The sequence below is a fragment of the Ureibacillus acetophenoni genome (assembly GCF_900220965.1).
Taxonomy (GTDB): Bacteria; Bacillota; Bacilli; order Bacillales_A; family Planococcaceae; genus Ureibacillus; species Ureibacillus acetophenoni.
Genome location: NZ_OBQC01000011.1, coordinates 72630 through 95396 on the forward strand (window position 1 = coordinate 72630; position 22767 = coordinate 95396).

The 22767-nt window shown below is 33.8% G+C and carries 24 protein-coding genes; 15 read left to right on the plus strand and 9 right to left on the minus strand.

Annotated elements, in window-relative coordinates; all coding sequences use genetic code 11:
• Positions 1–12 precede the first annotated feature (12 nt).
• Positions 13–696, minus strand: a complete 684-nt coding sequence (locus tag CRO45_RS14155; RefSeq protein WP_097150281.1) for a hypothetical protein — start codon at positions 694–696, stop codon at positions 13–15.
• Between the two features lie 173 nt (positions 697–869).
• Positions 870–1625: a MerR family transcriptional regulator gene (locus tag CRO45_RS14160; protein ID WP_097150282.1), complete on the minus strand. Its 756-nt coding sequence runs from the start codon at positions 1623–1625 to the stop codon at positions 870–872.
• A gap of 189 nt (positions 1626–1814) precedes the next feature.
• Here CRO45_RS14160 and CRO45_RS14165 point away from each other — a divergent pair, with 189 nt between their 5' ends.
• The 5 genes from CRO45_RS14165 to CRO45_RS14185 all read left to right on the plus strand — a co-directional run bounded on the left by CRO45_RS14165 (position 1815) and on the right by CRO45_RS14185 (position 6637).
• The gene (locus tag CRO45_RS14165) at positions 1815–2447 is read left to right on the plus strand and encodes a TrkA C-terminal domain-containing protein (protein ID WP_097150283.1); all 633 of its coding nucleotides are present in this window, start codon (positions 1815–1817) and stop codon (positions 2445–2447) included.
• Between the two features lie 168 nt (positions 2448–2615).
• Positions 2616–3830, plus strand: a complete 1215-nt coding sequence (locus CRO45_RS14170) for a quaternary amine ABC transporter ATP-binding protein (RefSeq protein WP_097150284.1) — start codon at positions 2616–2618, stop codon at positions 3828–3830.
• Positions 3814–4665: an ABC transporter permease gene (locus tag CRO45_RS14175; RefSeq protein WP_097150285.1), complete on the plus strand. Its 852-nt coding sequence runs from the start codon at positions 3814–3816 to the stop codon at positions 4663–4665. Before CRO45_RS14170 ends, CRO45_RS14175 begins: the two co-directional genes overlap by 17 nt.
• Positions 4666–4747: 82 nt before the next feature.
• Positions 4748–5665 carry a glycine betaine ABC transporter substrate-binding protein gene (locus CRO45_RS14180; RefSeq protein ID WP_097150286.1) on the plus strand — a complete coding sequence of 306 codons (918 nt, stop codon included), beginning with the start codon at positions 4748–4750 and terminating at the stop codon, positions 5663–5665.
• Between the two features lie 78 nt (positions 5666–5743).
• Positions 5744–6637, plus strand: a complete 894-nt coding sequence (locus tag CRO45_RS14185) for a glycine betaine ABC transporter substrate-binding protein (protein ID WP_097150287.1) — start codon at positions 5744–5746, stop codon at positions 6635–6637.
• Between the two features lie 59 nt (positions 6638–6696).
• Here the strand turns inward: CRO45_RS14185 and CRO45_RS14190 are convergent, their stop codons facing one another.
• Complete coding sequence (locus CRO45_RS14190) at positions 6697–7143, minus strand: hypothetical protein (RefSeq protein WP_097150288.1); 447 nt, start codon at positions 7141–7143, stop codon at positions 6697–6699.
• Between the two features lie 179 nt (positions 7144–7322).
• On the opposite strand from CRO45_RS14190, the gene CRO45_RS14195 reads away from it, so the two are divergent.
• Positions 7323–8147 carry a manganese catalase family protein gene (locus CRO45_RS14195; protein WP_097150289.1) on the plus strand — a complete coding sequence of 275 codons (825 nt, stop codon included), beginning with the start codon at positions 7323–7325 and terminating at the stop codon, positions 8145–8147.
• 112 nt (positions 8148–8259) lie between these two features.
• Here CRO45_RS14195 and CRO45_RS14200 read toward each other — a convergent pair whose 3' ends face one another.
• The 3 genes from CRO45_RS14200 to CRO45_RS14210 form a co-directional block, all read right to left on the minus strand.
• A complete protein-coding gene (locus CRO45_RS14200; RefSeq protein WP_097150290.1) occupies positions 8260–8961 on the minus strand; it encodes an ABC transporter permease in 702 nt (233 codons plus the stop codon).
• Positions 8958–9806: an ABC transporter ATP-binding protein gene (locus CRO45_RS14205; RefSeq protein ID WP_097150291.1), complete on the minus strand. Its 849-nt coding sequence runs from the start codon at positions 9804–9806 to the stop codon at positions 8958–8960. The genes CRO45_RS14200 and CRO45_RS14205 overlap by 4 nt, the downstream gene beginning before the upstream one ends.
• Positions 9807–9953: 147 nt before the next feature.
• Complete coding sequence (locus CRO45_RS14210; protein ID WP_097150292.1) at positions 9954–10904, minus strand: LytTR family transcriptional regulator DNA-binding domain-containing protein; 951 nt, start codon at positions 10902–10904, stop codon at positions 9954–9956.
• 282 nt (positions 10905–11186) lie between these two features.
• On the opposite strand from CRO45_RS14210, the gene CRO45_RS14215 reads away from it, so the two are divergent.
• The 8 genes from CRO45_RS14215 (at position 11187) to CRO45_RS20105 (ending at position 17910) form a co-directional block, all read left to right on the plus strand.
• Complete coding sequence (locus CRO45_RS14215; RefSeq protein ID WP_097150293.1) at positions 11187–12026, plus strand: putative RNA methyltransferase; 840 nt, start codon at positions 11187–11189, stop codon at positions 12024–12026.
• 75 nt (positions 12027–12101) lie between these two features.
• Positions 12102–12704, plus strand: coding sequence for a lysophospholipid acyltransferase family protein (locus CRO45_RS14220; protein ID WP_097150294.1), 603 nt, complete (start codon positions 12102–12104; stop codon positions 12702–12704).
• A 55-nt stretch (positions 12705–12759) separates the two neighbouring features.
• A complete protein-coding gene (locus CRO45_RS14225; protein ID WP_097150295.1) occupies positions 12760–13224 on the plus strand; it encodes a low molecular weight protein-tyrosine-phosphatase in 465 nt (154 codons plus the stop codon).
• A gap of 118 nt (positions 13225–13342) precedes the next feature.
• Positions 13343–14062: a YebC/PmpR family DNA-binding transcriptional regulator gene (locus tag CRO45_RS14230; protein ID WP_097150296.1), complete on the plus strand. Its 720-nt coding sequence runs from the start codon at positions 13343–13345 to the stop codon at positions 14060–14062.
• A gap of 146 nt (positions 14063–14208) precedes the next feature.
• Positions 14209–15906, plus strand: a complete 1698-nt coding sequence (locus CRO45_RS14235) for a M3 family oligoendopeptidase (RefSeq protein ID WP_097150297.1) — start codon at positions 14209–14211, stop codon at positions 15904–15906.
• Positions 15907–16045: 139 nt separating this feature from the next.
• Entirely contained in the window at positions 16046–17125 is a 1080-nt protein-coding gene (locus tag CRO45_RS14240; RefSeq protein ID WP_097150298.1) for an AI-2E family transporter, read from the plus strand.
• 137 nt (positions 17126–17262) lie between these two features.
• Complete coding sequence (locus tag CRO45_RS14245) at positions 17263–17718, plus strand: hypothetical protein (protein WP_097150299.1); 456 nt, start codon at positions 17263–17265, stop codon at positions 17716–17718.
• Positions 17719–17739: 21 nt separating this feature from the next.
• Positions 17740–17910, plus strand: coding sequence for a hypothetical protein (locus CRO45_RS20105; protein ID WP_170949498.1), 171 nt, complete (start codon positions 17740–17742; stop codon positions 17908–17910).
• A gap of 31 nt (positions 17911–17941) precedes the next feature.
• Here CRO45_RS20105 and CRO45_RS14250 read toward each other — a convergent pair whose 3' ends face one another.
• The 3 genes from CRO45_RS14250 to CRO45_RS14260 form a co-directional block, all read right to left on the minus strand.
• The gene (locus tag CRO45_RS14250; protein WP_097150300.1) at positions 17942–18958 is read right to left on the minus strand and encodes an inorganic phosphate transporter; all 1017 of its coding nucleotides are present in this window, start codon (positions 18956–18958) and stop codon (positions 17942–17944) included.
• An 11-nt stretch (positions 18959–18969) separates the two neighbouring features.
• Positions 18970–19590 (minus strand): DUF47 domain-containing protein, encoded by a 621-nt coding sequence (locus tag CRO45_RS14255; RefSeq protein WP_097150301.1) that lies wholly within the window; start codon positions 19588–19590, stop codon positions 18970–18972.
• Between the two features lie 211 nt (positions 19591–19801).
• On the minus strand, positions 19802–20968 hold the full coding sequence (locus CRO45_RS14260) for a class I SAM-dependent methyltransferase (RefSeq protein ID WP_097150302.1): 1167 nt from the start codon (positions 20966–20968) through the stop codon (positions 19802–19804).
• A gap of 283 nt (positions 20969–21251) precedes the next feature.
• Between CRO45_RS14260 and putP the strand changes: the two genes are divergently transcribed.
• Positions 21252–22754 carry a sodium/proline symporter PutP gene (putP, locus tag CRO45_RS14265; protein WP_097150303.1) on the plus strand — a complete coding sequence of 501 codons (1503 nt, stop codon included), beginning with the start codon at positions 21252–21254 and terminating at the stop codon, positions 22752–22754.
• Positions 22755–22767 lie beyond the last annotated feature (13 nt).

Sequence of the window (22767 nt, forward strand, 5' to 3'; positions counted from 1 at the left end):
ACCCCTTTCTTCTTATTTAGATGGTTTTTCCGATTTCGTTTGATTATTTAATGAGAATGTTTTTAATAATAGTTCTAAATATAGTAAAAAGTAATTGATGCAATCTTTAACAAGTTCCGAAGAGGCTTCGTAATCTTCCGTTTTGTAGTAGAATAGATAATCATTTTTCAAGATTTCAAGTAGCTTTTTTGAAAACAGATGCATATTAGTAGCATGAAATTGTTCAAGACAGGAGATTAAATTGGAAAAAAGAATAACATCTTCTGATTCGGGATGTTGGACAGTAGCAATTTCCTTAATTAAAATTTCAAGGGACTTAACGTATCCGAAAAAGGCAATATCTAAATGTCCTAACAGTTCGGAATTAATAGATTGCATATATAAACTTTGGAATTTTTTTGATGTGTTTTTCACAAGTGCATTTTCACTAAAACCGTATTTAGGATTAGAAATGATAAACCTTTCTAAGCCAATTGTATCCTCACGAAAATCATTAAAAATAAAATAATCTCGTTTACACGATGGGCATGTTAAAGATAATGCTGAAACTTTATAATTGTTATTTTCAAAAGAGTATTGACTCTGAACGGTAGGATGAATATCTAAGTTACAATGAGGACATCTATTGATAATTATGTATTCCTGATTGTCATATTCGTATTGAATTTTCATCAATTTGTTTTCATTGTTTTGCATTGACAAAGAGCTCCTTTATACAGAATTGATGGTACTTATAAACATTCAGGTAAGTTCTCTTTTATAGTTTCCAATATGTAAAAAATCATTCGAACAGTTAACATTTATATAAGAGATAAAAAAACTGGTGGGATATTCATTAACCCACCAGTTAAAAATATAATTATCTAGTTTTACTCAGTAAAAGTGTAAATTGCTTCTTTTAAGAACTCAGTAGCGCCGTCTCCACATTTTTCGTAGTAAGCTTTAAAGCGTTCATCGGCTACATACATATCTGCAAGGCCTCTATGCGCTTCCTTTGAATAAGAAGGCCAAGTAAACGTTAGCCACTGTTTATGTTTTAAAGCTACTTCTTGTGCAATTGTAGATGTGGGATCGCCAGTTTCTAGAGCCTTTGTTAGAAGTTCTAAAACTTCTTCTCCTAACTTTACCATTACATCATATTTTTCTTGGGACATATTTTTGAATATTTTGTTCGACTCTTCAACTGTTTTCTCACCGTATTTTTCTCGAATTTCCTCACCATATTTTTCTTCATTCTCAGAAATTAACTTATCTTTAAATGCCTCGAATTTTTGCTCATTTGACATAAGAATTTCTCCTTTCTCGTGGGCGATGGTATTCTCCACCGTACTAATTAATTTTTCCAGTCGGGATTTTTTTTCTTCAAGTTTACTTAAATGTGTTTGTAATGCTTTTGTTTTATCGAATTCAGGATTGTTCATAATAGAAATAATAGTGTCTAATTCAACATCAAGCTCTCTAAAAAACAATATTTGTTGAAGTCGATCAACTTCTATTTGTCCATAGATTCTGTATCCTGAACTATTAATTCTTGCTGGTTTGAGTAGGTTGATTTCATCATAATAGCGTAATGTTCGCGCGCTAACATTTGCTAATTTGGCAAGCTTGCTAATTGTATATTCCATGTTTAATCCCTCCTGTATTTCAATCATATAGGTTAACGTAACGTGAAGGTCAATAACTTATAACTGAAAAAATTATTTGAGTTTGGATTACGATGTGTTGGAATTATTTCACTAGTAACTTAAATGAAATTATCTTAAGATGGAGAATGTATGAAAATATGCGGGGTTTCCCGTGCGAGGTTATGAAAAATGGAGCAAAAAAAGGTACAAGTTAGACAGCCGAAATATGCAAAGATTGCAGCTGATATTGCATCAAAGATTGTAGAAAAAAAATATGTTGTTGGTGAAAAAATTTATGCTAGATCTTCTCTAGCAAGCCAATATGGTGTTTCATCCGAAACAGCTAGAAGGGCAATTGCGGTCTTACAAGACTTGGAAATTGTAGAGGCAACAAAAGGTAGTGGGGTTATGATAAAATCCTACGAAAAGGCAGCTCAATTTGTTCAACAATTTCTAGATGTACAATCAGTCCATCAAATTCAGTTAGAAGTGTTAGAAAGTTTGAAACGCCAAAGAGAGGAACTAAACTATTTACAGGAGATTACTGACCGATTAGTTAATCGAACTGAAAGATTTAGGTCCGTAAATCCCTTTGTCCCTTTTCAAATCGAAGTTTTAGAACAATCACCATATATTTTTCGTTCAATTGGAGAAATCAACTTTTGGCAAAATACATCAGCTACAATCGTGGGTATAAAAAGAGGGCAAGACTTATTTGTATCACCTGGACCGTATATTACAATTGAACCAAATGACATTATTTATTTCATAGGAAATGACGAAAGTTTAGAACGTGTTGAGAAATTTTTATATTCATATTAGTGGGTCTGCGGATACTTTATATAAAGGTATTCGTAGACCTTTTTCTATTGTTTTGTAAGGTAGTTTACAAGATTGGAAGATTGACACAAGTAACAACTCTTTGTTAACATTAGGTTGTCACTTAGATAATTGGGAAATACTTACTAATTGGATGGAGAGGAGAATGATATGGATAAGATAAAGATTGAAAATGTGTCTAAAATATTTGGTAGCGGTAGGCATATTAATCAAGCATTAAAGCTAGTCGAGCAGAATAAAAGCAAGACTGAAATATTGAAACAAACGGGTGCAACAATTGGTGTATACAATGCCAATTTTACCGTTAAAGAAGGCGAAGTCTTTGTTATTATGGGACTTTCAGGTAGTGGTAAATCTACATTAGTTCGTTTATTAAACCGCCTCATTGAACCCACGAGTGGAAACATCTATATAGATGGCGAAAATATCTCCAAAATGAACAAACAACAGCTCATTAAAGTCCGTAGGGAGAAAATGAGTATGGTGTTTCAAAACTTCGGCTTATTCCCACAAAGAACTGTACTAGCAAATACAGAATATGGTTTAGAAATTCGCGGAATTTCAAAAGAAGAAAGACGATTGAAAGCAGAAAAGGCTTTAGATAATGCGGGGTTATTACCATATAAAGACCAATATCCAAGCCAATTATCAGGTGGTATGCAACAACGTGTTGGCTTAGCAAGAGCATTAGCAAATGACCCTGACATCCTGCTAATGGATGAAGCTTTTTCTGCGCTCGATCCTTTAATCCGTAAAGATATGCAAGACGAGTTACTCGATTTGCAACAAAAAATGAAAAAGACAATTATCTTTATTACACATGACTTAAATGAGGCGTTACGTATTGGTGACCGGATTGCGTTAATGAAAGATGGCGAAATTATTCAAATTGGTACAGGGGAAGAAATATTAACGAACCCTGCTAACGATTATGTTAGATCATTCTTGGAAGATGTTGACCGTTCGAAAGTTCTAACAGTTGAAAATGCAATGATTCGTCCGATTTCAATAAATATTGATATTGATGGCCCTAAAGTGGCTCTACAAACAATGCGAGAAGAGGAAGTAAGTGTAGTTCTTGCTGTCAATAAAATGAGAGAGTTTAAAGGTTATATAACTGCAGATGATGCATTAGAAGCTTCAAAACGTGGTGAAAGTAATCTATCAAACTATTTAAGAACAGATATGCCAACTGTTCAGCCAGATACGTTCATTCAAGATGTGCTAAGTGTAATTTCTGATTCGAAAACACCACTAGCAGTCGTACGTGAACAAAAATTAGTTGGCGTTTTAATTAGAGGCGTTGTTATTGAAACCCTCTCTACAAGTAATGAGGGGGTGACAGAACATGAGTCAGTTTCTTGATTTTGTACCGACTATTCCTATAGCTAAATCTGTCGAATGGTTCATGGATCTGTTAACAAGTAACCTTGCACCTCTTTTTGATTCGATTCAAAAAGGCGGAAAATATGCAATGGAATCTGTTACAGATTTACTAATTTTAATACCCCCAATTCTTTTTATATTAATAATAGGGGTAATCGCATTTTTCGCTACAAAAAGGAAGTTTGGTTTAGCAGTATTTTCAATCGTTGGTCTATTTTTAATTTATAACCAAGGACTTTGGGAAGAACTAATGAACACAATCACTCTTGTTATATTTGCGAGTTTGATTGCAATTATTATTGGTGTTCCTTTAGGAATATTAATGTCAAAAAACTCAGTTGCAGAAGCAATTATTAAGCCAGTATTAGACTTTATGCAAACAATGCCTGGTTTTGTTTACTTAATACCAGCAGTTGCATTCTTCGGAATAGGTGTAGTTCCAGGTGTATTTGCCTCAGTTATTTTCGCTCTTCCACCAACAGTTCGCTTTACAAATTTAGGTATTAGACAAGTGCCGAAAGAATTAGTAGAAGCATCTGAATCATATGGAAGTACGGGTTGGCAAAAGCTCACTAAGGTTGAATTGCCTCTAGCAAAATCTACAATAATGGCGGGTATTAACCAAACTGTATTACTATCATTATCAATGGTTGTAATAGCATCTATGATTGGTGCGCCAGGATTAGGAAGAGATGTATTATCTGCATTACAAAGAGCTCAAGTTGGTAATGGCTTTGTAGCCGGTATCAGTTTAGTAATATTGGCTATTATATTTGACCGTTTAACTCAAAGTTTCAATAAAAAGAAACAATAGAATGTGAAATTTTAATGTAATTAAAAATTCAAATGAGTAGTCTTTACCGAGGCTGTTTGTTTAGACAAAGGGAGACGAAAAAATGAAGAGTTTAAAGAAGAAGTTAGGAATAACTGCAATATTATCCTTTACTCTACTATTAGCCGCGTGTGGCAGTAGTGAAGAAGGTTCAAATGGAAGTGGGCAAGAAACAGCATCAGATAGTTTAGGTGAAGCATTAGATTATACAATTACTGGTATTGAACCGGGAGCAGGTATAACTCAACTAACACTAAATACTTTAGAAGAATATGAAAACTTAGAAGGTTGGACACTTCTAGAAAGTTCAACTGCAGGGATGATTGGTGCTTTAGATCAAGCTATTAAAAATGAGGAGCCGATTATCGTAACAGGTTGGAATCCACACTGGAAGTTCTCTGCATACGATTTGAAATACTTGGAAGACCCTAAAGGAACATTAGGTGGGGCTGAAGATATTAATACAATTACAAGAAAAGGTTTGGAAGAAGACATGCCTGAAGCTTATACAATTCTCGATCGTTTCTACTGGGAACCAGAAGATATGGAGGCTGTAATGTATGCTGCTCAAGAAATACCTTTTGAAGAGGCTGCCCAAAATTGGATTGACGAAAATGCTGATAAAGTAAGCGAATGGACAGAAGGTGTAGAGAAGGTAGATGGAGTAGATATTGAACTAGTTATCACACCTTGGGATACAGAACGTGCTTCTGGCCAAGTGATGAAAATTGTATTAGAACAACAAGGTTACAATGTAACTCTAACTCCAGTTGACCCAGCAATTATGTTCCAAGCAATCGCCACAGCTGAAGGCGATGCAAGTGTTGCACCGTGGTTGCCAAATACACATGGTTCTTTCTATGAAAAATATAAAGAAGATATTGTCGATTTAGGTCCAAACTTAACAGGTACAAAAACAGGATTAGTTGTTCCTGCATACATGGACATTGATTCCATTGAGGACTTAATGCCGAAAAAATAATTATTATACTTTTGGTTTATACAAAATTAATACTTTTGTTTAAATATTAAAAGTTTGGGTGAAAGGGAGATAAATAGCATGAAATTCAAAAAACTAAAGATGCTAGGTTTAACGCTTGGTTTAGGAGCGATGTTAGCTGCATGTGGATCAGATGATAGTACAACAACCAATAATGAAGAATCAAAAGCTGATACTGGATCAAAAGCGGTTAATTTAGCGTATGTAGAATGGGATAGTGAAATTGCATCAACACATGTTGTAGGAAAAGTTTTAGAAGACTTAGGTTATGATGTTACACTAACTCCTTTAGATAATGCAATTATGTGGGAAGCAGTATCAACTGGAGAAGCAGATGCAATGGTAGCTGGATGGTTACCAGGAACTCATGCCGCACAATATGAAAGATATAAAGATGGTTTAGTAGAATTAGGAGAAAACCTATCAGGTGCTAAAATTGGATTAGTTGTTCCAACTTATATGGAAGCTAATTCTATCGCTGACTTATCAGGAGAAGCAGACATGAAAATTACAGGTATCGAAGCAGGTGCGGGAGTAATGGCTGCTACTGAAAATGCAATTGCGGAATATGCAAATTTAAATGGCTGGGAACTTGTACCTTCATCTTCTGGAGCAATGACAGTAGCTTTAGATCAGGCGATTAAAAGTGAAGAAGAAATTATTGTTACAGGCTGGTCACCACACTGGAAGTTTGCTGCATATGACTTGAAATATTTAGAGGATCCTCAAGGTGTTTATGGTGGGGAAGAAACTATTAACACATTTGCTCGTCAAGGCTTAGAAGAAGATTTACCGGAAGCATTTAAAGTGATTGACGCCTTCCACTGGACGAGTGCAGATATGGAAGAGGTAATGCTTGATATTAATTCGGGAACGTCACCTGAAGATGCTGCTGCTAAATGGGTTGAAGCTCACCCAGACAAAGTTGCTGAATGGACGAAAGATGTAGAGTAATAAAATAAGCTCCTTAATGAAAAACCGATTTGTCACTTAATTGTGACAAATCGGTTTTTTTATTTAGAAATATCATATCCAACAACTGACCATATTCCGGTTTCATCTTGTCGAATAAGTCTTTTTAAATAGACCATATTAATATTCGTATCTGAATCGTCAACTTGAACAATTGCTGATTCGTTGTTGCTAGAGATTAGCTTTAAATTTTCATACTCAATAGGAAAATCTCCAACTATACCTTCAGGAAATAAATGCAAACTGGTAAAAACTTGAGCTGTAAATAGTGGATCAAGTCTCCATGGGGAATGACCTTCATCCACACTTTTTTGAGTTTGTTTATCTAGTTCTAGGTCAACATTTACCTCAACTTGCGGTTTCAATTCATATTCACTAGCTTGAACTGGGAAAATAATATGTTCAAAACCTACAACGGTCTCTAGTTCGAAAGTTAGCTCATTCGATTCAAGGTAAGCAGGGATAGAATATTCATTGATAATGTCCATAGTGAGACCTCCAAAATTTCAGATGTATTAGGACCTCAATATTATTATTTACAAAAATTTATAAATTATTAACTTTTTTAAATTAAACTTCTATTTAATGTTTACTTAGTAGTACCAAATAAGTTCACTCTTGCATAAGTTACAGTTAGTTATAATTTGAGGAGAGTGAGCATAGACTTATGTTTTATCATGTGAAAGAATTGCAGTATCATGCTAAACCGGAAAGACCAGATCCGGTTTTTGCAAGGATGCTTCAAGAAGTTATAGGTGGACAATGGGGTGAAATATCTGTTGCTATGCAGTATTTATTCCAAGGGTGGAATGTGCGCGGTAACGAGAAATATAGGGATTTACTTTTAGATACTGGTACAGAAGAGCTAGGACATATTGAAATGCTTGCAACAATGGTTGCAAGACTGCTTGAAGGTGCACCGGTACCAACGCTAGAAGAAGCAGCAAAAGACCCTGTCATAAACGCAATTCTTGGTGGTATGAACCCACAACACATTATTGTTTCAGGTTTAGGTGCAATGCCATCTGATAGTAACGGTAGAAGATGGACAGCCGATTATATTATTGCTAGTGGAAACTTACTAGCTGATTTCCGCATGAACTTAACAGCAGAATCTCAAGGTCGATTACAAGTAGCTAGATTATATGAAATGACAGACGACCGTGGTGTTAAGGATATGCTTGCTTGGTTATTAGCTCGTGATACAATGCACCAAAATCAATGGTATGCAGCAATTAAAGAATTAGAAGAAAAAGAAAATATTGTTGTACCAAGCACTTTCCCTCGTCAACTTGAGCATCGTGAAGTATCGCATGTATTATTTAATAATTCTGCAGGTAATCAAAGTGCACATGGTAGATGGGCACATGGGCCAAGTATGGATGGTGAAGGAGTATTTAAATATGTAGAAAAACCAGTTCCATTTGCTCCAAAACCAAAATTAAATCCTGCTCCACCAAATATTCATAATACTCCACCTGAGGATTGTTAAAATAAAGACTAATTCGAAAAGCTTGGAAGTGTGCTTATCGAATTAGTCTTTTTCAATTTTCTATTAAAGAAATATTTGCTAATAATAACTTGCAATATGTTGGTAACTTTTATTAATCAACCATTCTCTTTTTATAAATCATTGCTGTTAATATCCATGCTGCGATACTCCAAGCAATAATGACAAGAATCGGAACTGTAACATCCATTAAGGTGTATAGACCTTCTAATTTATAAGCTAATTCAACAATTTGCGCACTAGGTAACCATTCTGCAATTTTTAAAATAGGGTATTGTTCAGCGATTGTTAATGCTAATGGCCCGAATGAAAATACTACCATAACAGGTAATATGAATACTGAGGCTTCAACAATGGATTTTGTGAATAATCCGCATAATGTACCTAACCCTAAATAGAAGATGATAGACACGATTAGTCCGATGCTTAATAACAATAGATTGGCAGGTTCATAACCGGAAAGGAATATTGTAAGTGCAATCGTCACAGCAGAAACAATAAAGACAAGTAACCCTTTACCAATTAAAATGTCACCTAATGTTGCTGGTGATAACATTAAACCTCTTAAAGTATTCTTTTCTTTTTCCTCAGCAATTAAACAGCATTGAACGAAAGTCGTTACAGCTGTGAATCCTAAATTAATAGGAAGAAAATAAGTTTCAACCCCAGTAATACCCATTTTGTTATAAAGGAAAGCTAAAACTAATGGTAGTAGTACCATAGTAGAAACTGCATAATTTCGAGTAAATTCCTTATAGTCTTTAACGAATATCGCTTGGATACGTCCTATATTCATATTAAATCACTCCCTGTCAATTGCATAAAAATATCACCTAAAGTTGGCTCGTTTGTATAGATTTTTTCGATTTGTTCATTTTTCATCCATTCATACAGCTTGTTTGCCTCATGCGTACGGTTTTCAATATAATGGCTAGAACCATCTTTTAACTCAACTGTGATAGTGTCATTACTAAAACGTTTCTTTAGTTCTTGTGGAGTTCCGATAGCTTTAATACGACCATTGTGAAGAAAGGCAATGCGATCACAAAGAGATTCCGCTTCGCTCATATCATGGGTTGTTAAGAAAATCGTTGTACCAGCTTCATTCAGCTTTCTAAGACCGTTGTAAATATGTGTTGTATTGACAGGATCTAAAGCAGAAGTTGGTTCATCTAAAAAGAGTAATTCTGGTTTATGCATGATTGAACGTGCCAATGTGACTCGTTGAATCATCCCTTTGGATAATTGACTAACTTTCTTTTTACGTTCGGAGTATAGGTTAACAAAATCTAATGCCTCTTTAACTGCAGAGGTAGGTAAACTATATAATTTACTATATAATAATAAATTCTCTTCTATAGATAGTCGTGTATATAAGCCGCTATTATCAGTAAGTATCCCAAAACGATTTCGATTTGAGCTTTTCTTCATTTCCTTGGCAGGCTTACCTAATACATATGCAGATCCACCCGTTTCCTCTAATTGTGCTGTAAGTATTTTTATTGTTGTTGTTTTACCAGAACCACTTGGTCCAAGGAATCCAAAAATTTCACCTTTTTCAATCGTAAACGAAACATCCTCTAGTGCATTTTCAGATTGAAATGATTTCTTTAAATGTTGCACTTCAATTACGCTAGTCATATGAATCCTCCAATATTTTCGTCGTTATCACTAGATTAATAGAAGACGTCCAAAGGTGCATTAAAACAACCGTCAATGGAGTTATTCTACGATAAAAGGTGTCAAAAGGTGGGTGGATGGAACAGCTTTTATTTCCTAGGAAATGACTTAAATGCCGATAATTCGTTTTAATTCGACCAAATTCTTCTTTGATAATGGCACTATTTGTTCTTCCTTCGTGTGAAGGGAGAGGCTGTAGCTATTACGAGTCCAAGTAATAATTTCCCGCACCTTTTGTAAATTTACAATGTATGAACGGTGACATCTAAAGAAGCCAAATGGTGCCAATTTTGATTCTAATTCGTTTAGCGTAAGAGAACATGGATAGGACTCTCCTCCAACATAGACAGAAACTTCTCCTTCAACGCTCTCGATATAATCAATTTCAGGCGGGTTAAATAAGATAATTTTGTCATTTCGTTTTGTTGGTATTTTTTCAAAACGTATATGATGTGATGTATTAATAGCTGATTGATTGTCCTTGTTGTCATCTTCTTGTAAATCCACTAGATGCAAACCATCAGTGTTTAATCGAAAAATGGTATCACATGAAATTAATAAATCTTCCATATTACTACTAAGTATGATTGGCTGTTTGCCTGCTTCCTTTAGCTGATGAACTCCATTAACAATTATTTTTTTAGTGTGTTCATCGATATTTTGAAAAGGCTCCTCAATAACAATGATCGTTTTAGAATTTACAATGCAATTTAAGAATCTTAAGCGTTGCTTTTCACTTCTCGAAAGTTTTCCTATTTTTGTTTTAAGATGGCTTTCAAGGTTGAGAAGTGTTATGAACGAATCAATCGAATCAGAAAGATTATGTATGCGCTTTAAAAAGAGAAGATATTCTTTTAACTTTAGCTTTTCGTAAAGACCCTCTTCTCGGTAGTGGATGTATGTAAATTGTTGTAATTGAAACTGTGCTAATAGGTGGTTAATTTTCGCATAATCTGTATGAATACCTATAATAGTATCCTTTTGTATTGTTAGTTCTACAGATGGAAAAATAATATTACCGGCTGCTGAATAAGATTCGATACGTAAAACATCATGCATAACAGAATTACCTCTCTTAATCATTCGAATTGAAGTATTTTAATAATTATACACGAACAACGTAATAGATTTGTAAAGTTTATACATTTTTAGTTATAGTAACTAAAAATAAAAAAGTGTTTTGTTAAAAGGAATACCGGCTTAAAAATGCTCACCTTGGACAGTATGAAATTTCCTATGTATTTCCATGTCCAAACAAAACATACATGAAACAATACGTATATTATTAAAATAAAGTATAGTAGTAATAAGATACTATTAACAATAATGAAGGAGTAAAGAATGGGTAAACTTTCAAAAAAAGAAGCTAGTATTGCGTCCATGAAAAAACAGGAAAAATACTTTCAATGTCCAATTTGTAAAAGTGGAATGATGATTATGGATAATGGTAGAATTCACTGCTCACAAAACCATTCCTTTGATATTGCAAAACAAGGGTATGTTAACTTTTTGACTAAACATGTTCAGTCCATGTATAGCAAAGAATTGTTTGAATCGAGAAGAGAGATAATTCAAAGTGGATTATATAACCGAGTACATGAAATGATAGCAGAGCGACTATCTTCAAATATAAACAATATTTTAGATGCAGGTTGTGGCGAAGGATCACATTTAGTTAAAATTTGTGAAAAGATAGAGCATGATATTGTATCAGTTGGGATTGATATTTCAAAAGAAGGAATAATTACTGCTGCAAAATATTATGATCAAAACATATGGTGTGTTGGAGATTTGGCTAATAGTCCATTCCAGGAACAAACTTTTGACTGTATATTAAATTTCCTTTCACCAGCTAATTACGAAGAATTTAAACGGTTGTTGACACCAAGAGGGAAAGTAATAAAATTGGTACCTCAAGCAGGGTACTTACAACAATTGAGAAAACAAGCATACGCAAGTACCGAAAAAGAACAATATTCAAATGAGAAAACTGTAAAACTATTTAATGAGCAATTTTCAAAAGTAGATATTAGCCGTATAACCTATACACAACCATTAGAAGAAACACTTGTACCAAAACTTCTTGAAATGACACCATTGGGTTGGCATGTTGAAAATTTGGATATGACGAAGGTTCAAGAAATAACTATAGATTTAGATGTGTTGATTGGAGAAATATAATAAACACCCATTGAATCGACTATAGTTAATAGATTACAATAACTATAAGACAAAAGTATAAGGTAGGAGACATTCGTGTTATATGATTTCGGAGCAAGATTAGTTAATGCTTTTTTAACTGTTAATGGTTCAAAAGCAAAAGTATATGGGAAAGAAAATTTACCAAATGAAGAAGAAGGCTATATTGTAGCATGTACTCATAATGGGTATGTAGATATCTTAAATCTAGGTGTTTCTATTTTTCCTCGTCACATTCATTTCATGGCTAAAAAACAGCTATTTGATGTAAAAGTATTAGGACCATTAATTGCAAATTTAAATGCGTTTCCTGTAGATCGTGATAACCCTGGTCCAAGCGTTATTAAAATACCAAGACAATTAATAAAAGAAGGAAAAATCGTCGGCATTTTTCCGAGTGGTACAAGATCCTCTGAAAATTCAGATCTTAAACAAGGTGCAATTACAATAGCGCAGCTTTCTAAAGCTAAAATCGTTCCAGCAGCATATATTGGTCCACGTAATTTAAAAGAAGTGTTACAACGTAAAAAAGGATACCTTATTTATGGAAAACCATTTACTGTAGATAGTGGAAAAGAAGCACGAGAAACTTCGATGGAGTTTTTAGAAGCTGAATTAAATCGACTCACGCAAGTGTTAAAAGATATGGAAATGAAGTAAGTGATTTAACACTCTCCCGCAAGTGGAGAGTGTTTTCTTTAAGGGAGGTAATTAAATGATTCATATATTATTCGTTTGCCTTGGTAATATATGCCGCTCTCCTATGGCAGAGGCAGTAATGAGAGATCTGATTGAAAAGAAAGGACTAAGCGATAAAATTAAAGTAGATTCTGCAGCGACTAGTTCTTGGCATATTGGTAAAAGTCCTCATAAAGGAACATTATCAAAGCTACGAGAGTTTAATATTTCTACAACAGGTATAAAAGCAAGGCAACTACACAAAGATGACTTTGAGAAGTTTGATTATATTATCGGAATGGACTCAAGCAATGTCCGTAATATCCGCGAAATTCTTGGTCAATCGGATCACCCGAAAATTTTTCGGTTCTTAGATTTAACTGAACATAAAAAGGATGTACCAGATCCTTACTATACAGGTGATTTTCAAGAAACTTATGAGTTAGTGTCGGATGGTTGCCAGGCACTATTAGAAATAATTTTACAAGATCAAGCAACTTAATAAATTATCATCTTTTAACATTTAAGAGTATTGGTGTATAATATTACAGTCTCATTTACTTAATTTAGGCGAACTTGCCTTTTTGTATATTCATAATCAATGAAAGAGAGTGATCCCAATGGGTCGTAAATGGAATAATATTAAAGATAAAAAAGCAGAAAAAGATAAAAATACCAGTCGTATCTATGCCAAGTTTGGTGTTGAAATTTACGTAGCTGCTAAAAAAGGTGAACCAGATCCAGAGTCAAACGCAGCACTAAAATTTGTTTTAGAACGTGCAAAAACATACAACGTACCAAAGCACATTATCGATAAAGCAATCGATAAAGCGAAAGGTGCAGGCGGCGAAGATTATGATGAGTTACGATATGAAGGCTTCGGTGTCGGTGGAACAATGGTAATTGTTGATGCGTTAACAAATAATGTAAATAGAACAGCTTCAGATGTTCGTGCAGCTTTCGGTAAAAACGGCGGAAACATGGGAGTAAGTGGTTCTGTTACTTATATGTTTGATTCAACAGCTGTATTTGGAGTGGAAGGCAAATCAGCAGATGAAGTATTAGAAATACTTTTAGAAGCAGATGTTGATGCTCGCGACGTGTTTGAAGAAGAAGAGGTTACAATTGTTTATGCAGAGCCAGATCAATTCCACGCTGCCCAAGAAGCGTTTAAAACTGCAGGTATTACTGAATTTACAGTTGCAGAATTAACAATGCTTCCTCAAACAGAAGTGAAGTTAACAGGGGAAGATAAAGTAAAGTTTGAAAAAATGATTGATGCACTTGAAGATTTAGATGATGTTCAACGTGTATATCATAATGCAGATTTAGAAGACTAAACGAAAAGCAAACCAGTAGTTTAATGCTACTGGTTTTATTATGTAGAAAATTAGAATCAATATAGGTTTACTAGATTGCTAGATGAATTAATAAAGTATATAATTAAAATTCAAACTATTCCAAAAATATGAAATGGGGCAAAATTATGGTTACTTTTAAGGAATATCAATATACTAGACCGGAATTGGAAGCTCTAACTAAAGAATTTCGTTTATTAATCGAACAATTTAAAAATGCAGATTCAGTAGAAGCGCAAATAAAAGCTATTGAAGAGATTAATAAAGTTCGTAACGACTATGGCACACAAGCAACTTTAGTTTATGTCCGTGCATCAATTGACACAAATGATGAATTTTATCAAAAAGAGAGAGATTATTTTGATGAAATTTCACCACAATTTGAAGAAGTAATTTTCGAGTATTATCAAGAGTTGGTTAAGTCTCCATTCCGTAAACAACTAGAAGAAAAATGGGGTACGCAACTGTTTGCACTAGCAGAAAATCAAATTAAATCCTTCTCACCAGAAATTATCGAATTGTTACAAAAGGAAAATAAACTTGTATCAGAGTATAACAAGTTAGTAGCATCTGCACAGATTGAATTTGATGGAAAGACTTTAACGTTAGCGCAGTTAGCACCATATGGAGAGTCAACTGATCGTGAAGTACGTAAAAAAGCATTATTTGCTAGATTTGATTTCTTTAAAGAGAACGGTGAAAAATTTGATGAAATTTATGATTCCCTTGTTAAACTACGTCATCAAATTGCAACGACGTTAGGATACAAAAACTATGTTGAACTAGGTTATATTAATATGAACCGAGTGGACTATAATGCTGAAATGGTGAAAAATTTCCGTGACCAAGTAAAAGAGTTCATTGTTCCTGTTGCAACAAAACTTTACGAAAGACAAGCAAAAAGAATTGGTGTCGAAGACTTTAAATATTACGATGAAGGGTTAAATTTCCTTACTGGAAATGCTAATCCAAAAGGTGACGCTGCCTGGATCATTGAAAACGGCAAGAAAATGTATGAAGAACTTTCACCTGAAACAGGTGAGTTCATTAACTATATGGTTGAGCATGACTTAATGGATTTAGAAGCGAAAAAAGGAAAAGAAAGTGGAGGCTATTGTACATTTATTGAAAATTACAACTCACCTTTCATCTTCTCAAATTTCAACGGTACTTCAGGTGATATAGACGTTCTTACACATGAAGCAGGACATGCTTTCCAAGTATATTCAAGCCGTAACATCGGTGTTCCGGAATATTTATGGCCAACTTATGAATCGTGTGAAATACACTCAATGAGTATGGAATTCTTTACTTGGCCATGGATGGATCTGTTCTTTAAAGAAGAAACAGAGAAATATAAATTTACACACTTAACAAGTGGTTTATTATTCTTACCTTATGGTGTGGCAGTTGATGAATTCCAGCACGTTGTTTATGAAAATCCAAACATGACACCGGCGGAACGTAAACAAGCGTGGAAAGAAATTGAGGAAAAATATTTACCACATCGTGATTATGATGGATACGATTATTTAGAACAGGGTGGATTCTGGCAACGTCAAGGCCATATTTATAGTAGTCCATTCTATTATATTGATTATACACTTGCGCAAGTTTGTGCATTCCAGTTCTGGAAACGTTCAAGAGAAAACTTTGCAGATGCTTGGAAAGATTACCTTCATCTTTGCGGTTTAGGTGGGTCAATGTCATTTACAAATCTTGTTAAAGAAGCTGGCTTAATATCGCCGTTTGAAGATGGTAGTGTTGAGTCAATTATTCAATCAATTGAAGAGTATATTAATTCAGTTGATGATAATAAGTTATAAGAAGAAAACCTCTCGATAATTCGAGAGGTTTTTGTTAAGTATATATGAATTTTTTGGTAATATATTAACGTACATAGTTTGAATCTACTATTTTTGGTAAAGAATACTATTAAGGTGATTGAAGGGAGTGAAAGTTTTAATGACAAAAAAAGTATGGTTTCAAGTAGGAATCGGAATTTTAATTTTATTATTAATTATTAAATATACCGTAGAAATTCATTGGATATTTAATCCATTATTCATTATATTACAAACAATTTTTGTACCGTTATTAATTGGTGGAGTATTATACTATGTTACGGAACCACTACAAAGATTGTTAGAAAAGCATGGAATGCCAAGATGGGGTAGTATAATTACAATTGTATTATTATTAGCTGGAATTTTCACTGGGTTGGCTCTATTGATAGCAAATCCAATATCGAACCAAATTAATAATTTAGTAAAAAATGCTCCTTATATAGGGGATAAAATAATGGAAGCAACAGATATTGTGATGGCAAATAAGGATAGTTTACCACCACAAGCTCAAGATATGATTAACTCTGTTGTCGATTCAATTCAGGGGATTGCAGTTGCAGGTAGTCAGATGATTGTTTCTATTATTAGTGGTGCTGTATCGGTTGTATTTACTTTAATTCTTATCCCCTTCTTCTTCATTTTTATGTTAAAAGATCATGAGAAGTTTGCTCCGCAAATATATAATATATTTACAGGGGATAGACGTAGATGGGTTAAAGAAACACTTTCAGATATCGATAATGTTTTGCGCAATTACGTTCAAGGGCAAGTGATGATCAGTGCCATTCTGGCTGCTTCGATTTATGTAGGTTACCTTCTAATTAAACTTGACTATTCATTATTATTGGCAATATTTGCATTCTTTATGAATATGATTCCTTTTATAGGACCGTGGATCTCTTTAGCCCCAGCTGTAGTTGTTGCTTTAGTTCAAGATCCAATATTGGTTATTTGGGTTTGTGTTATCACACTTGTAGCACAACAAGTAGAGAGTAACTTAATTACTCCAAATATTATGGGAGAGAAATTAAACGTTCACCCACTAACTGTTATCTCAATTGTTCTTGCAGCGGGGAACATTGCAGGGTTTATTGCTATCATTATTGCTATTCCAACATATGCAGTAATCAAAGCTATCGTTATTAACATTTATGAAGAACGGAAAAAAATAAAAGAAGCTGCTACAAAATCGGTTTAGCAGTTCATTTAGTAATGTTTTGTGTGACGAAAGTCTTCTACAGAACAATACACTAAGATGACCAACAGTATGCCAGTTTGGTATGCTGTTTTTCTCTTAAGATCTAATAATTAATTTATATTAAAAGGAGTTCAACCATGCTATCATTTGAACAGAAACAGAAAGTAATTGAGACGTTCCCTGAGCTAACAAAGAAGGAAATTTCTTTAAATCGATTAAATTATCATTTTGAGGAAAGTTTACATGAAAAAACAATTGTTGTAGAAAAGTTACATCCTAACGGAAATGGCTTTGTCTATATCGGAGACTTATTGAAATATGAAAATGAGTCTAATGATAAGGGTCTTGTGAATATACGAGATTATGATGAAGAAAAATTACGTGAAATTCTGAGTGACGCAATTGAATATTTGTCTGAGGACCCAGAACAGCCAATTATAGAACAATGGGCTTCCCGTGATGGATCTGAAATAGAACTTGTTTATGAAAAACGTAGTTGGAATGTATATTACCAACAAAACCTAGAAGAAAGTTTTGGTACTAGAGAATCTGCAGTTTCATATTTAAAAGAAGAAGGATTCAGAAAGAAATAGTAAATAAATGGGGAGAAAAAGATGAATGGAAAAAAGGCTGCAATAACTGTAGTAAGTATTTTGGTTATAGCGATTATTTTAATTTTAATTGCTTTTCAAGTATTTTTTGCAACATACGAGCCGAAAAAAACAATGAATGAACAGTCCTTTGAGCATGTAGACGAAATCATGACGACCGACCTAAAAATATAGGTTGGTCGTCTATTTTTATACACTTATAAATTTAGAAGAATATGTTTAAGATGAAAAAGATAATTGCTGCCATAACTGCAGAAATAGGCATCGTAATGAGCCATGTTAATACGATTTTACGGGCAACTCCCCATTTTACACCTTTTACACGTTGTGCAGTACCTACACCCATGATCGCTGAAGAAATAACGTGTGTTGTTGAAACTGGTAAATGTATCAAAGTTGCACCAAAGATAATGGATGCAGAAGATAAGTCAGCTGCAGCGCCATTTACTGGACGGATTTTCATAATTTTACCGCCGACAGTTTTAATAATTTTATATCCACCAATTGAAGTCCCTAGCCCCATTGCAATAGCACAGGAAATACGTACCCAATCTTGAACAGAATCGTCAGTTTGTAAGCCAGCAGCAATTAATGCCATTGTAATAATCCCCATTGCCTTTTGAGCATCGTTTGTTCCGTGTGTAAAGGCTTGTAATGCAGCTGTGAAAATTTGAAATGTGCGAAAACCTCTATTTGTACGATATAAATTTAGATTTTTAAAGACCACTTTAAAAATAGACATTATGATAAACCCGACTGCTAGTGCAAGGAATGGAGAGAGTATTAACCCGATAAGGATGCTTGAAAATCCACCATAGTTTAATATTCCAAATCCAGCAGCAGCAATAGCCGCACCGGCAATAGATCCGATTAATGTGTGTGAAGAACTTGATGGAATACCGAAATACCAAGTTAATAAATTCCAAGTAATTGCTGATAATAATGCTGCTAATATAACAATTGTTCCAGTAGTATCGTCAGCGCTAGTATTTAATGAAAAAGGATCAACGATATCTTTTGCAATTGCTTTTGCAACTCCTACAAACGTAATTGCACCTAAAAAGTTCATGACTGCCGCTAACAAAACAGCTACACGTGGAGGTAGTGCACGTGTTGATACAGAAGTAGCGATTGCGTTTGCTGTATCATGAAATCCATTAATAAAGTCGAATGCAAGTGCAAATATAACAACCAATATAGTAATAATTAATATAGTATCCATAAAATATCACCCTACGCGTTACGCATGATTATTGTTTCAAGAGTATTTGCAACATCTTGGCAGTAATCTGCAACATCTTCTAATTGGTTATAAATATCTCTGAACTTAATAAGGCGTATAGGGTCTTTTTCTTTTAAGAATAACTGTTTTACTGAACTTCTAGAAACTTCGTCGCATTCTCTTTCATAATCCTTAATAAGAATAATGTGCTTACGCATTTCTAATAAGTTTTTTCTATTTAATAACTCAATCGCAGATACGATTTCATCTGCACTTTTTGAAATGAATTTTAAAAATGTTCGCATAGATTCATCGATTTCAGTAAATGAAAACATTTCAAAATGAGCGATACAATGTTCCATTCCGTCTAATACGTCATCTAAGCGATTCGCTAAGGCTAAAATATCTTCCCTTTCAATAGGTGTCATAAAAGACTTATTTAACATCACAATCAACTCATGAATTAAATTATCCCCATAAGTTTCATATTGTTTTAATTTAATAGATAAATCTTTTATATCTGCGCTTGTTCCATACTTTGCATTATTTGCATAATGAACAGCTTCCCTCATATTTTCCGCAATTTTATGTAATGAAATAAAAAAGGGATCCGGTTTTCTAGAGCTAAACATTTTTTGCCTCCTAGTAATATACGTGAGATTTTTTTGAAAAACCTTAAATATAATAACAAAAAATTTATAAAATCTATACAAAAATATTGTTGATTTATACAAAATTTATATTACGTAACATTAACATACAGTAAATTTCCATAATTAAAGGCAAGTAAGTAATTGGAATTCTCCAATTGATACTTGCCTTAATAGTATATGTTTATTTACTTTAACTATTTAAATAATCTTTTAACTCATTTTGTAAAAATGGTTTTGCAGATAAGAAATGAACGAATTCATTGTAACGCTCACGCTGTTCAACAGTCGGCTTTTTTCCAGTATAATAAGCACGCAATAAAATATTCTTCGGTGTATGTTCAATATCGATAAACTCTAAAACTTGCGTCTCGTAACCAACTAAAGTAAGTATTTCTGCTCTAATGGAGTCTGTTGCAAGTGCAGCGAAACGTTCTCGTATTAAACCATGTTGTGTCATGATATTTAATGCAGGAGAATCTAACTGTCTGTTTAATTCATGTTGACAACATGGAACGCTAAGGATTACTTTTGACCCCCATTTGACTGCTCGAGCCAATGCCATATCAGTAGCCACATCACATGCGTGTAATGTAACAACCATATCTACCGAAGATTCTTCATTATAATCATTGATGTCTCCAACTAAAAACTCAAGATCAGTATATTCTAGGTCAGAAGCAATTTTACGACATTCTTCAATTACTTCCTTTTTTAAATCTAGTCCAGTGACTTTTATATTTAATCCCTTTTCAACCTTTAAATAATGGTAAAGTGCGAAAGTTAAATAAGATTTACCTGAACCGAAATCTAATATACGAATTTGCTTATCTTTTGGTAGATAATCCAATGAGTCATCTATAAATTCTACGAAACGATTGATTTGTTTGAATTTATCGTACTTTTGTTTTTTAACTTTACCTTCTTCCGTTTGAACACCTAAACGAATTAGGAAAGGATATGGTGTGGAATCATCAAGTAAGTATTGCTTTTTTCGGTTGTGCGATAAATTCACTTCTTTTTTTTCTACTGTTTTATCACTTTTCCACAATACTTTATTTTTCTTTGATAATTGTATTTGAATTGTTTCTTTTGTAAATTGCATATGAGCCTGACGGAACTGATCAAATATATCATCTATAAATTTGCCTATATTATCTAATTGAACATTTTCGTGCTTTAAAATTCTTTCGTATTGGTACTCAAATTGAATATGATATATCCCTTTAAGCTCAATGGGTTTTAGTTTAACTCTCTTAATTTCGCTTGATTTTTGGCGAGGTTGACTTATTGTAGCGTTTACAAGGTGCTTATCTGTAATACGTTTCATAAGTTCTACTTTCATTTCGTCAAAGTTCATATAAAATAACCTCCGTATTCAATCTTGAAAATAGTGTAGCATAAAGATTTGTATTTGAGGTTTTATGTGTTTGTCGTCTTGATGAAAGGTATATAAATACTCTAAATAATGTATTGCAATAATCCTTTTATTATATCAGAATACTGACTTTTCAGTCTCTTCAAAAAACGGGGTTCTAAATACAATAAATTATGATAAATTGTTAGTATTAAAAGTTTTCTAGAAAGAGAGAAAATATTCTTTTTAAGATTACTTTTTAAAAATGATACAAGGGGGTTGCAATATGAATGAGTTAACATGGCAGGCAATAGCTATTGTTATATATATGTTAGCAATGGTTTTAATCGGATGGTATGCCTATAAAAGAACATCTAACTTAAATGATTACATGTTAGGTGGTCGTGGGCTTGGCCCTGCTGTTACTGCTTTAAGTGCTGGAGCTGCTGATATGTCAGGCTGGTTGTTAATGGGGTTACCTGGGGCGATCTACTTATCCGGTTTGGTTGAAGCGTGGATTGCAATTGGTTTAACGATAGGGGCATGGTTAAACTATATATTAGTAGCGCCACGTTTACGTGTGTATACACAAGTTTCAAAGGATTCAATTACAATTCCAAGTTTTTTGGACAATCGATTACGCGATAAAACAAAACTAATCCGTATCGTATCAGGCATTATCATTTTAGTATTCTTTACATTCTATGTATCATCAGGAATGGTTTCTGGTGGTAAGTTCTTTGTAAGTGCATTTGGCCTTGATTATTTAACTGGAATGTTACTTGTAGCTGTGGTAACTGTTGGTTATACATTATTTGGTGGATTCCTAGCCGTTAGTTATACAGACTTTTTACAAGGGTTAATCATGTTCTTAGCATTAATATTAGTTCCGATTGTTGGTATTTTTATAACAGGTGGTTTTGGAGAAACAATTGCTTCTATTCAAGCAGTTAATCCAGAACATTTAAATTTATTTGCGTCGACAACTACAGTTGCTGGTATTGTTTCATCTTTGGCATGGGGTCTAGGTTATTTTGGACAACCACATATTATCGTACGCTTTATGGCGATTAAATCAGTAAGAGAAACAAAGCAAGCTCGTCGTATTGGTATAGGTTGGATGATTTTAAGTTTAGTCGGGGCGATGGGTACTGCTCTTGTAGGTTTAGCATATTTCCAACAAAATAATATGATAGATGAAAACTTTGATCATGAAACAATTTTCATAGCAATGGGTCAGATTTTATTCCACCCATTCATCGCTGGAATAATGCTAGCAGCGATATTAGCTGCAGTAATGAGTACTATTGCTTCACAGTTGATTGTTACATCTTCGGCTTTAGTAGAAGATATTTATAAAGCTTTATTTAATAAATCTGCTTCAGATAAGCATTATGTAAGGGCTGGCCGTATAGCTGTATTAGTTGTATCGGTTGTTGCTGCACTTTTAGCTTTAGATCCAGAAAACTCAATCTTAGAGTTAGTTTCATTTGCTTGGGCAGGATTCGGTGCGGCTTTTGGTCCGGTTATTCTTTTAGCACTTTACTGGAAGCGATTAACAAATATCGGTGCATTAGCAGGTATGATTGTTGGTGCTGTGGTAGCATTTGTTTGGGGTAGTGTACCTGCTATCAAAAATGCAGTCTTTGGTTTATATGAAATTGTCCCAGGATTCATTCTAGGCCTAATTGCTGCTATTGTTGTAAGTTTAATAACTTACAAACCAAATTCAGAAATTGAAAACGAATTTGACGAAACACTAGCAATCATAAAATCAGAAAAGGAATAACTTATTATAAATA

Bases quoted from the DNA above. Each gene is read 5' to 3' on its own strand.
- CRO45_RS14155 (WP_097150281.1), bottom strand. From the start codon at position 696: ATGCAAAACAATGAAAACAAATTGATGAAAATTCAATACGAATATGAC.
- CRO45_RS14160 (WP_097150282.1), bottom strand. From the start codon at position 1,625: ATGGAATATACAATTAGCAAGCTTGCCAAATTAGCAAATGTTAGCGCG.
- CRO45_RS14165 (WP_097150283.1), top strand. From the start codon at position 1,815: ATGGAGCAAAAAAAGGTACAAGTTAGACAGCCGAAATATGCAAAGATT.
- CRO45_RS14170 (WP_097150284.1), top strand. From the start codon at position 2,616: ATGGATAAGATAAAGATTGAAAATGTGTCTAAAATATTTGGTAGCGGT.
- CRO45_RS14175 (WP_097150285.1), top strand. From the start codon at position 3,814: ATGAGTCAGTTTCTTGATTTTGTACCGACTATTCCTATAGCTAAATCT.
- CRO45_RS14180 (WP_097150286.1), top strand. From the start codon at position 4,748: ATGAAGAGTTTAAAGAAGAAGTTAGGAATAACTGCAATATTATCCTTT.
- CRO45_RS14185 (WP_097150287.1), top strand. From the start codon at position 5,744: ATGAAATTCAAAAAACTAAAGATGCTAGGTTTAACGCTTGGTTTAGGA.
- CRO45_RS14190 (WP_097150288.1), bottom strand. From the start codon at position 7,143: ATGGACATTATCAATGAATATTCTATCCCTGCTTACCTTGAATCGAAT.
- CRO45_RS14195 (WP_097150289.1), top strand. From the start codon at position 7,323: ATGTTTTATCATGTGAAAGAATTGCAGTATCATGCTAAACCGGAAAGA.
- CRO45_RS14200 (WP_097150290.1), bottom strand. From the start codon at position 8,961: ATGAATATAGGACGTATCCAAGCGATATTCGTTAAAGACTATAAGGAA.
- CRO45_RS14205 (WP_097150291.1), bottom strand. From the start codon at position 9,806: ATGACTAGCGTAATTGAAGTGCAACATTTAAAGAAATCATTTCAATCT.
- CRO45_RS14210 (WP_097150292.1), bottom strand. From the start codon at position 10,904: ATGCATGATGTTTTACGTATCGAATCTTATTCAGCAGCCGGTAATATT.
- CRO45_RS14215 (WP_097150293.1), top strand. From the start codon at position 11,187: ATGGGTAAACTTTCAAAAAAAGAAGCTAGTATTGCGTCCATGAAAAAA.
- CRO45_RS14225 (WP_097150295.1), top strand. From the start codon at position 12,760: ATGATTCATATATTATTCGTTTGCCTTGGTAATATATGCCGCTCTCCT.
- CRO45_RS14230 (WP_097150296.1), top strand. From the start codon at position 13,343: ATGGGTCGTAAATGGAATAATATTAAAGATAAAAAAGCAGAAAAAGAT.
- CRO45_RS14235 (WP_097150297.1), top strand. From the start codon at position 14,209: ATGGTTACTTTTAAGGAATATCAATATACTAGACCGGAATTGGAAGCT.
- CRO45_RS14240 (WP_097150298.1), top strand. From the start codon at position 16,046: ATGACAAAAAAAGTATGGTTTCAAGTAGGAATCGGAATTTTAATTTTA.
- CRO45_RS14245 (WP_097150299.1), top strand. From the start codon at position 17,263: ATGCTATCATTTGAACAGAAACAGAAAGTAATTGAGACGTTCCCTGAG.
- CRO45_RS20105 (WP_170949498.1), top strand. From the start codon at position 17,740: ATGAATGGAAAAAAGGCTGCAATAACTGTAGTAAGTATTTTGGTTATA.
- CRO45_RS14250 (WP_097150300.1), bottom strand. From the start codon at position 18,958: ATGGATACTATATTAATTATTACTATATTGGTTGTTATATTTGCACTT.
- CRO45_RS14255 (WP_097150301.1), bottom strand. From the start codon at position 19,590: ATGTTTAGCTCTAGAAAACCGGATCCCTTTTTTATTTCATTACATAAA.
- CRO45_RS14260 (WP_097150302.1), bottom strand. From the start codon at position 20,968: ATGAACTTTGACGAAATGAAAGTAGAACTTATGAAACGTATTACAGAT.
- putP (WP_097150303.1), top strand. From the start codon at position 21,252: ATGAATGAGTTAACATGGCAGGCAATAGCTATTGTTATATATATGTTA.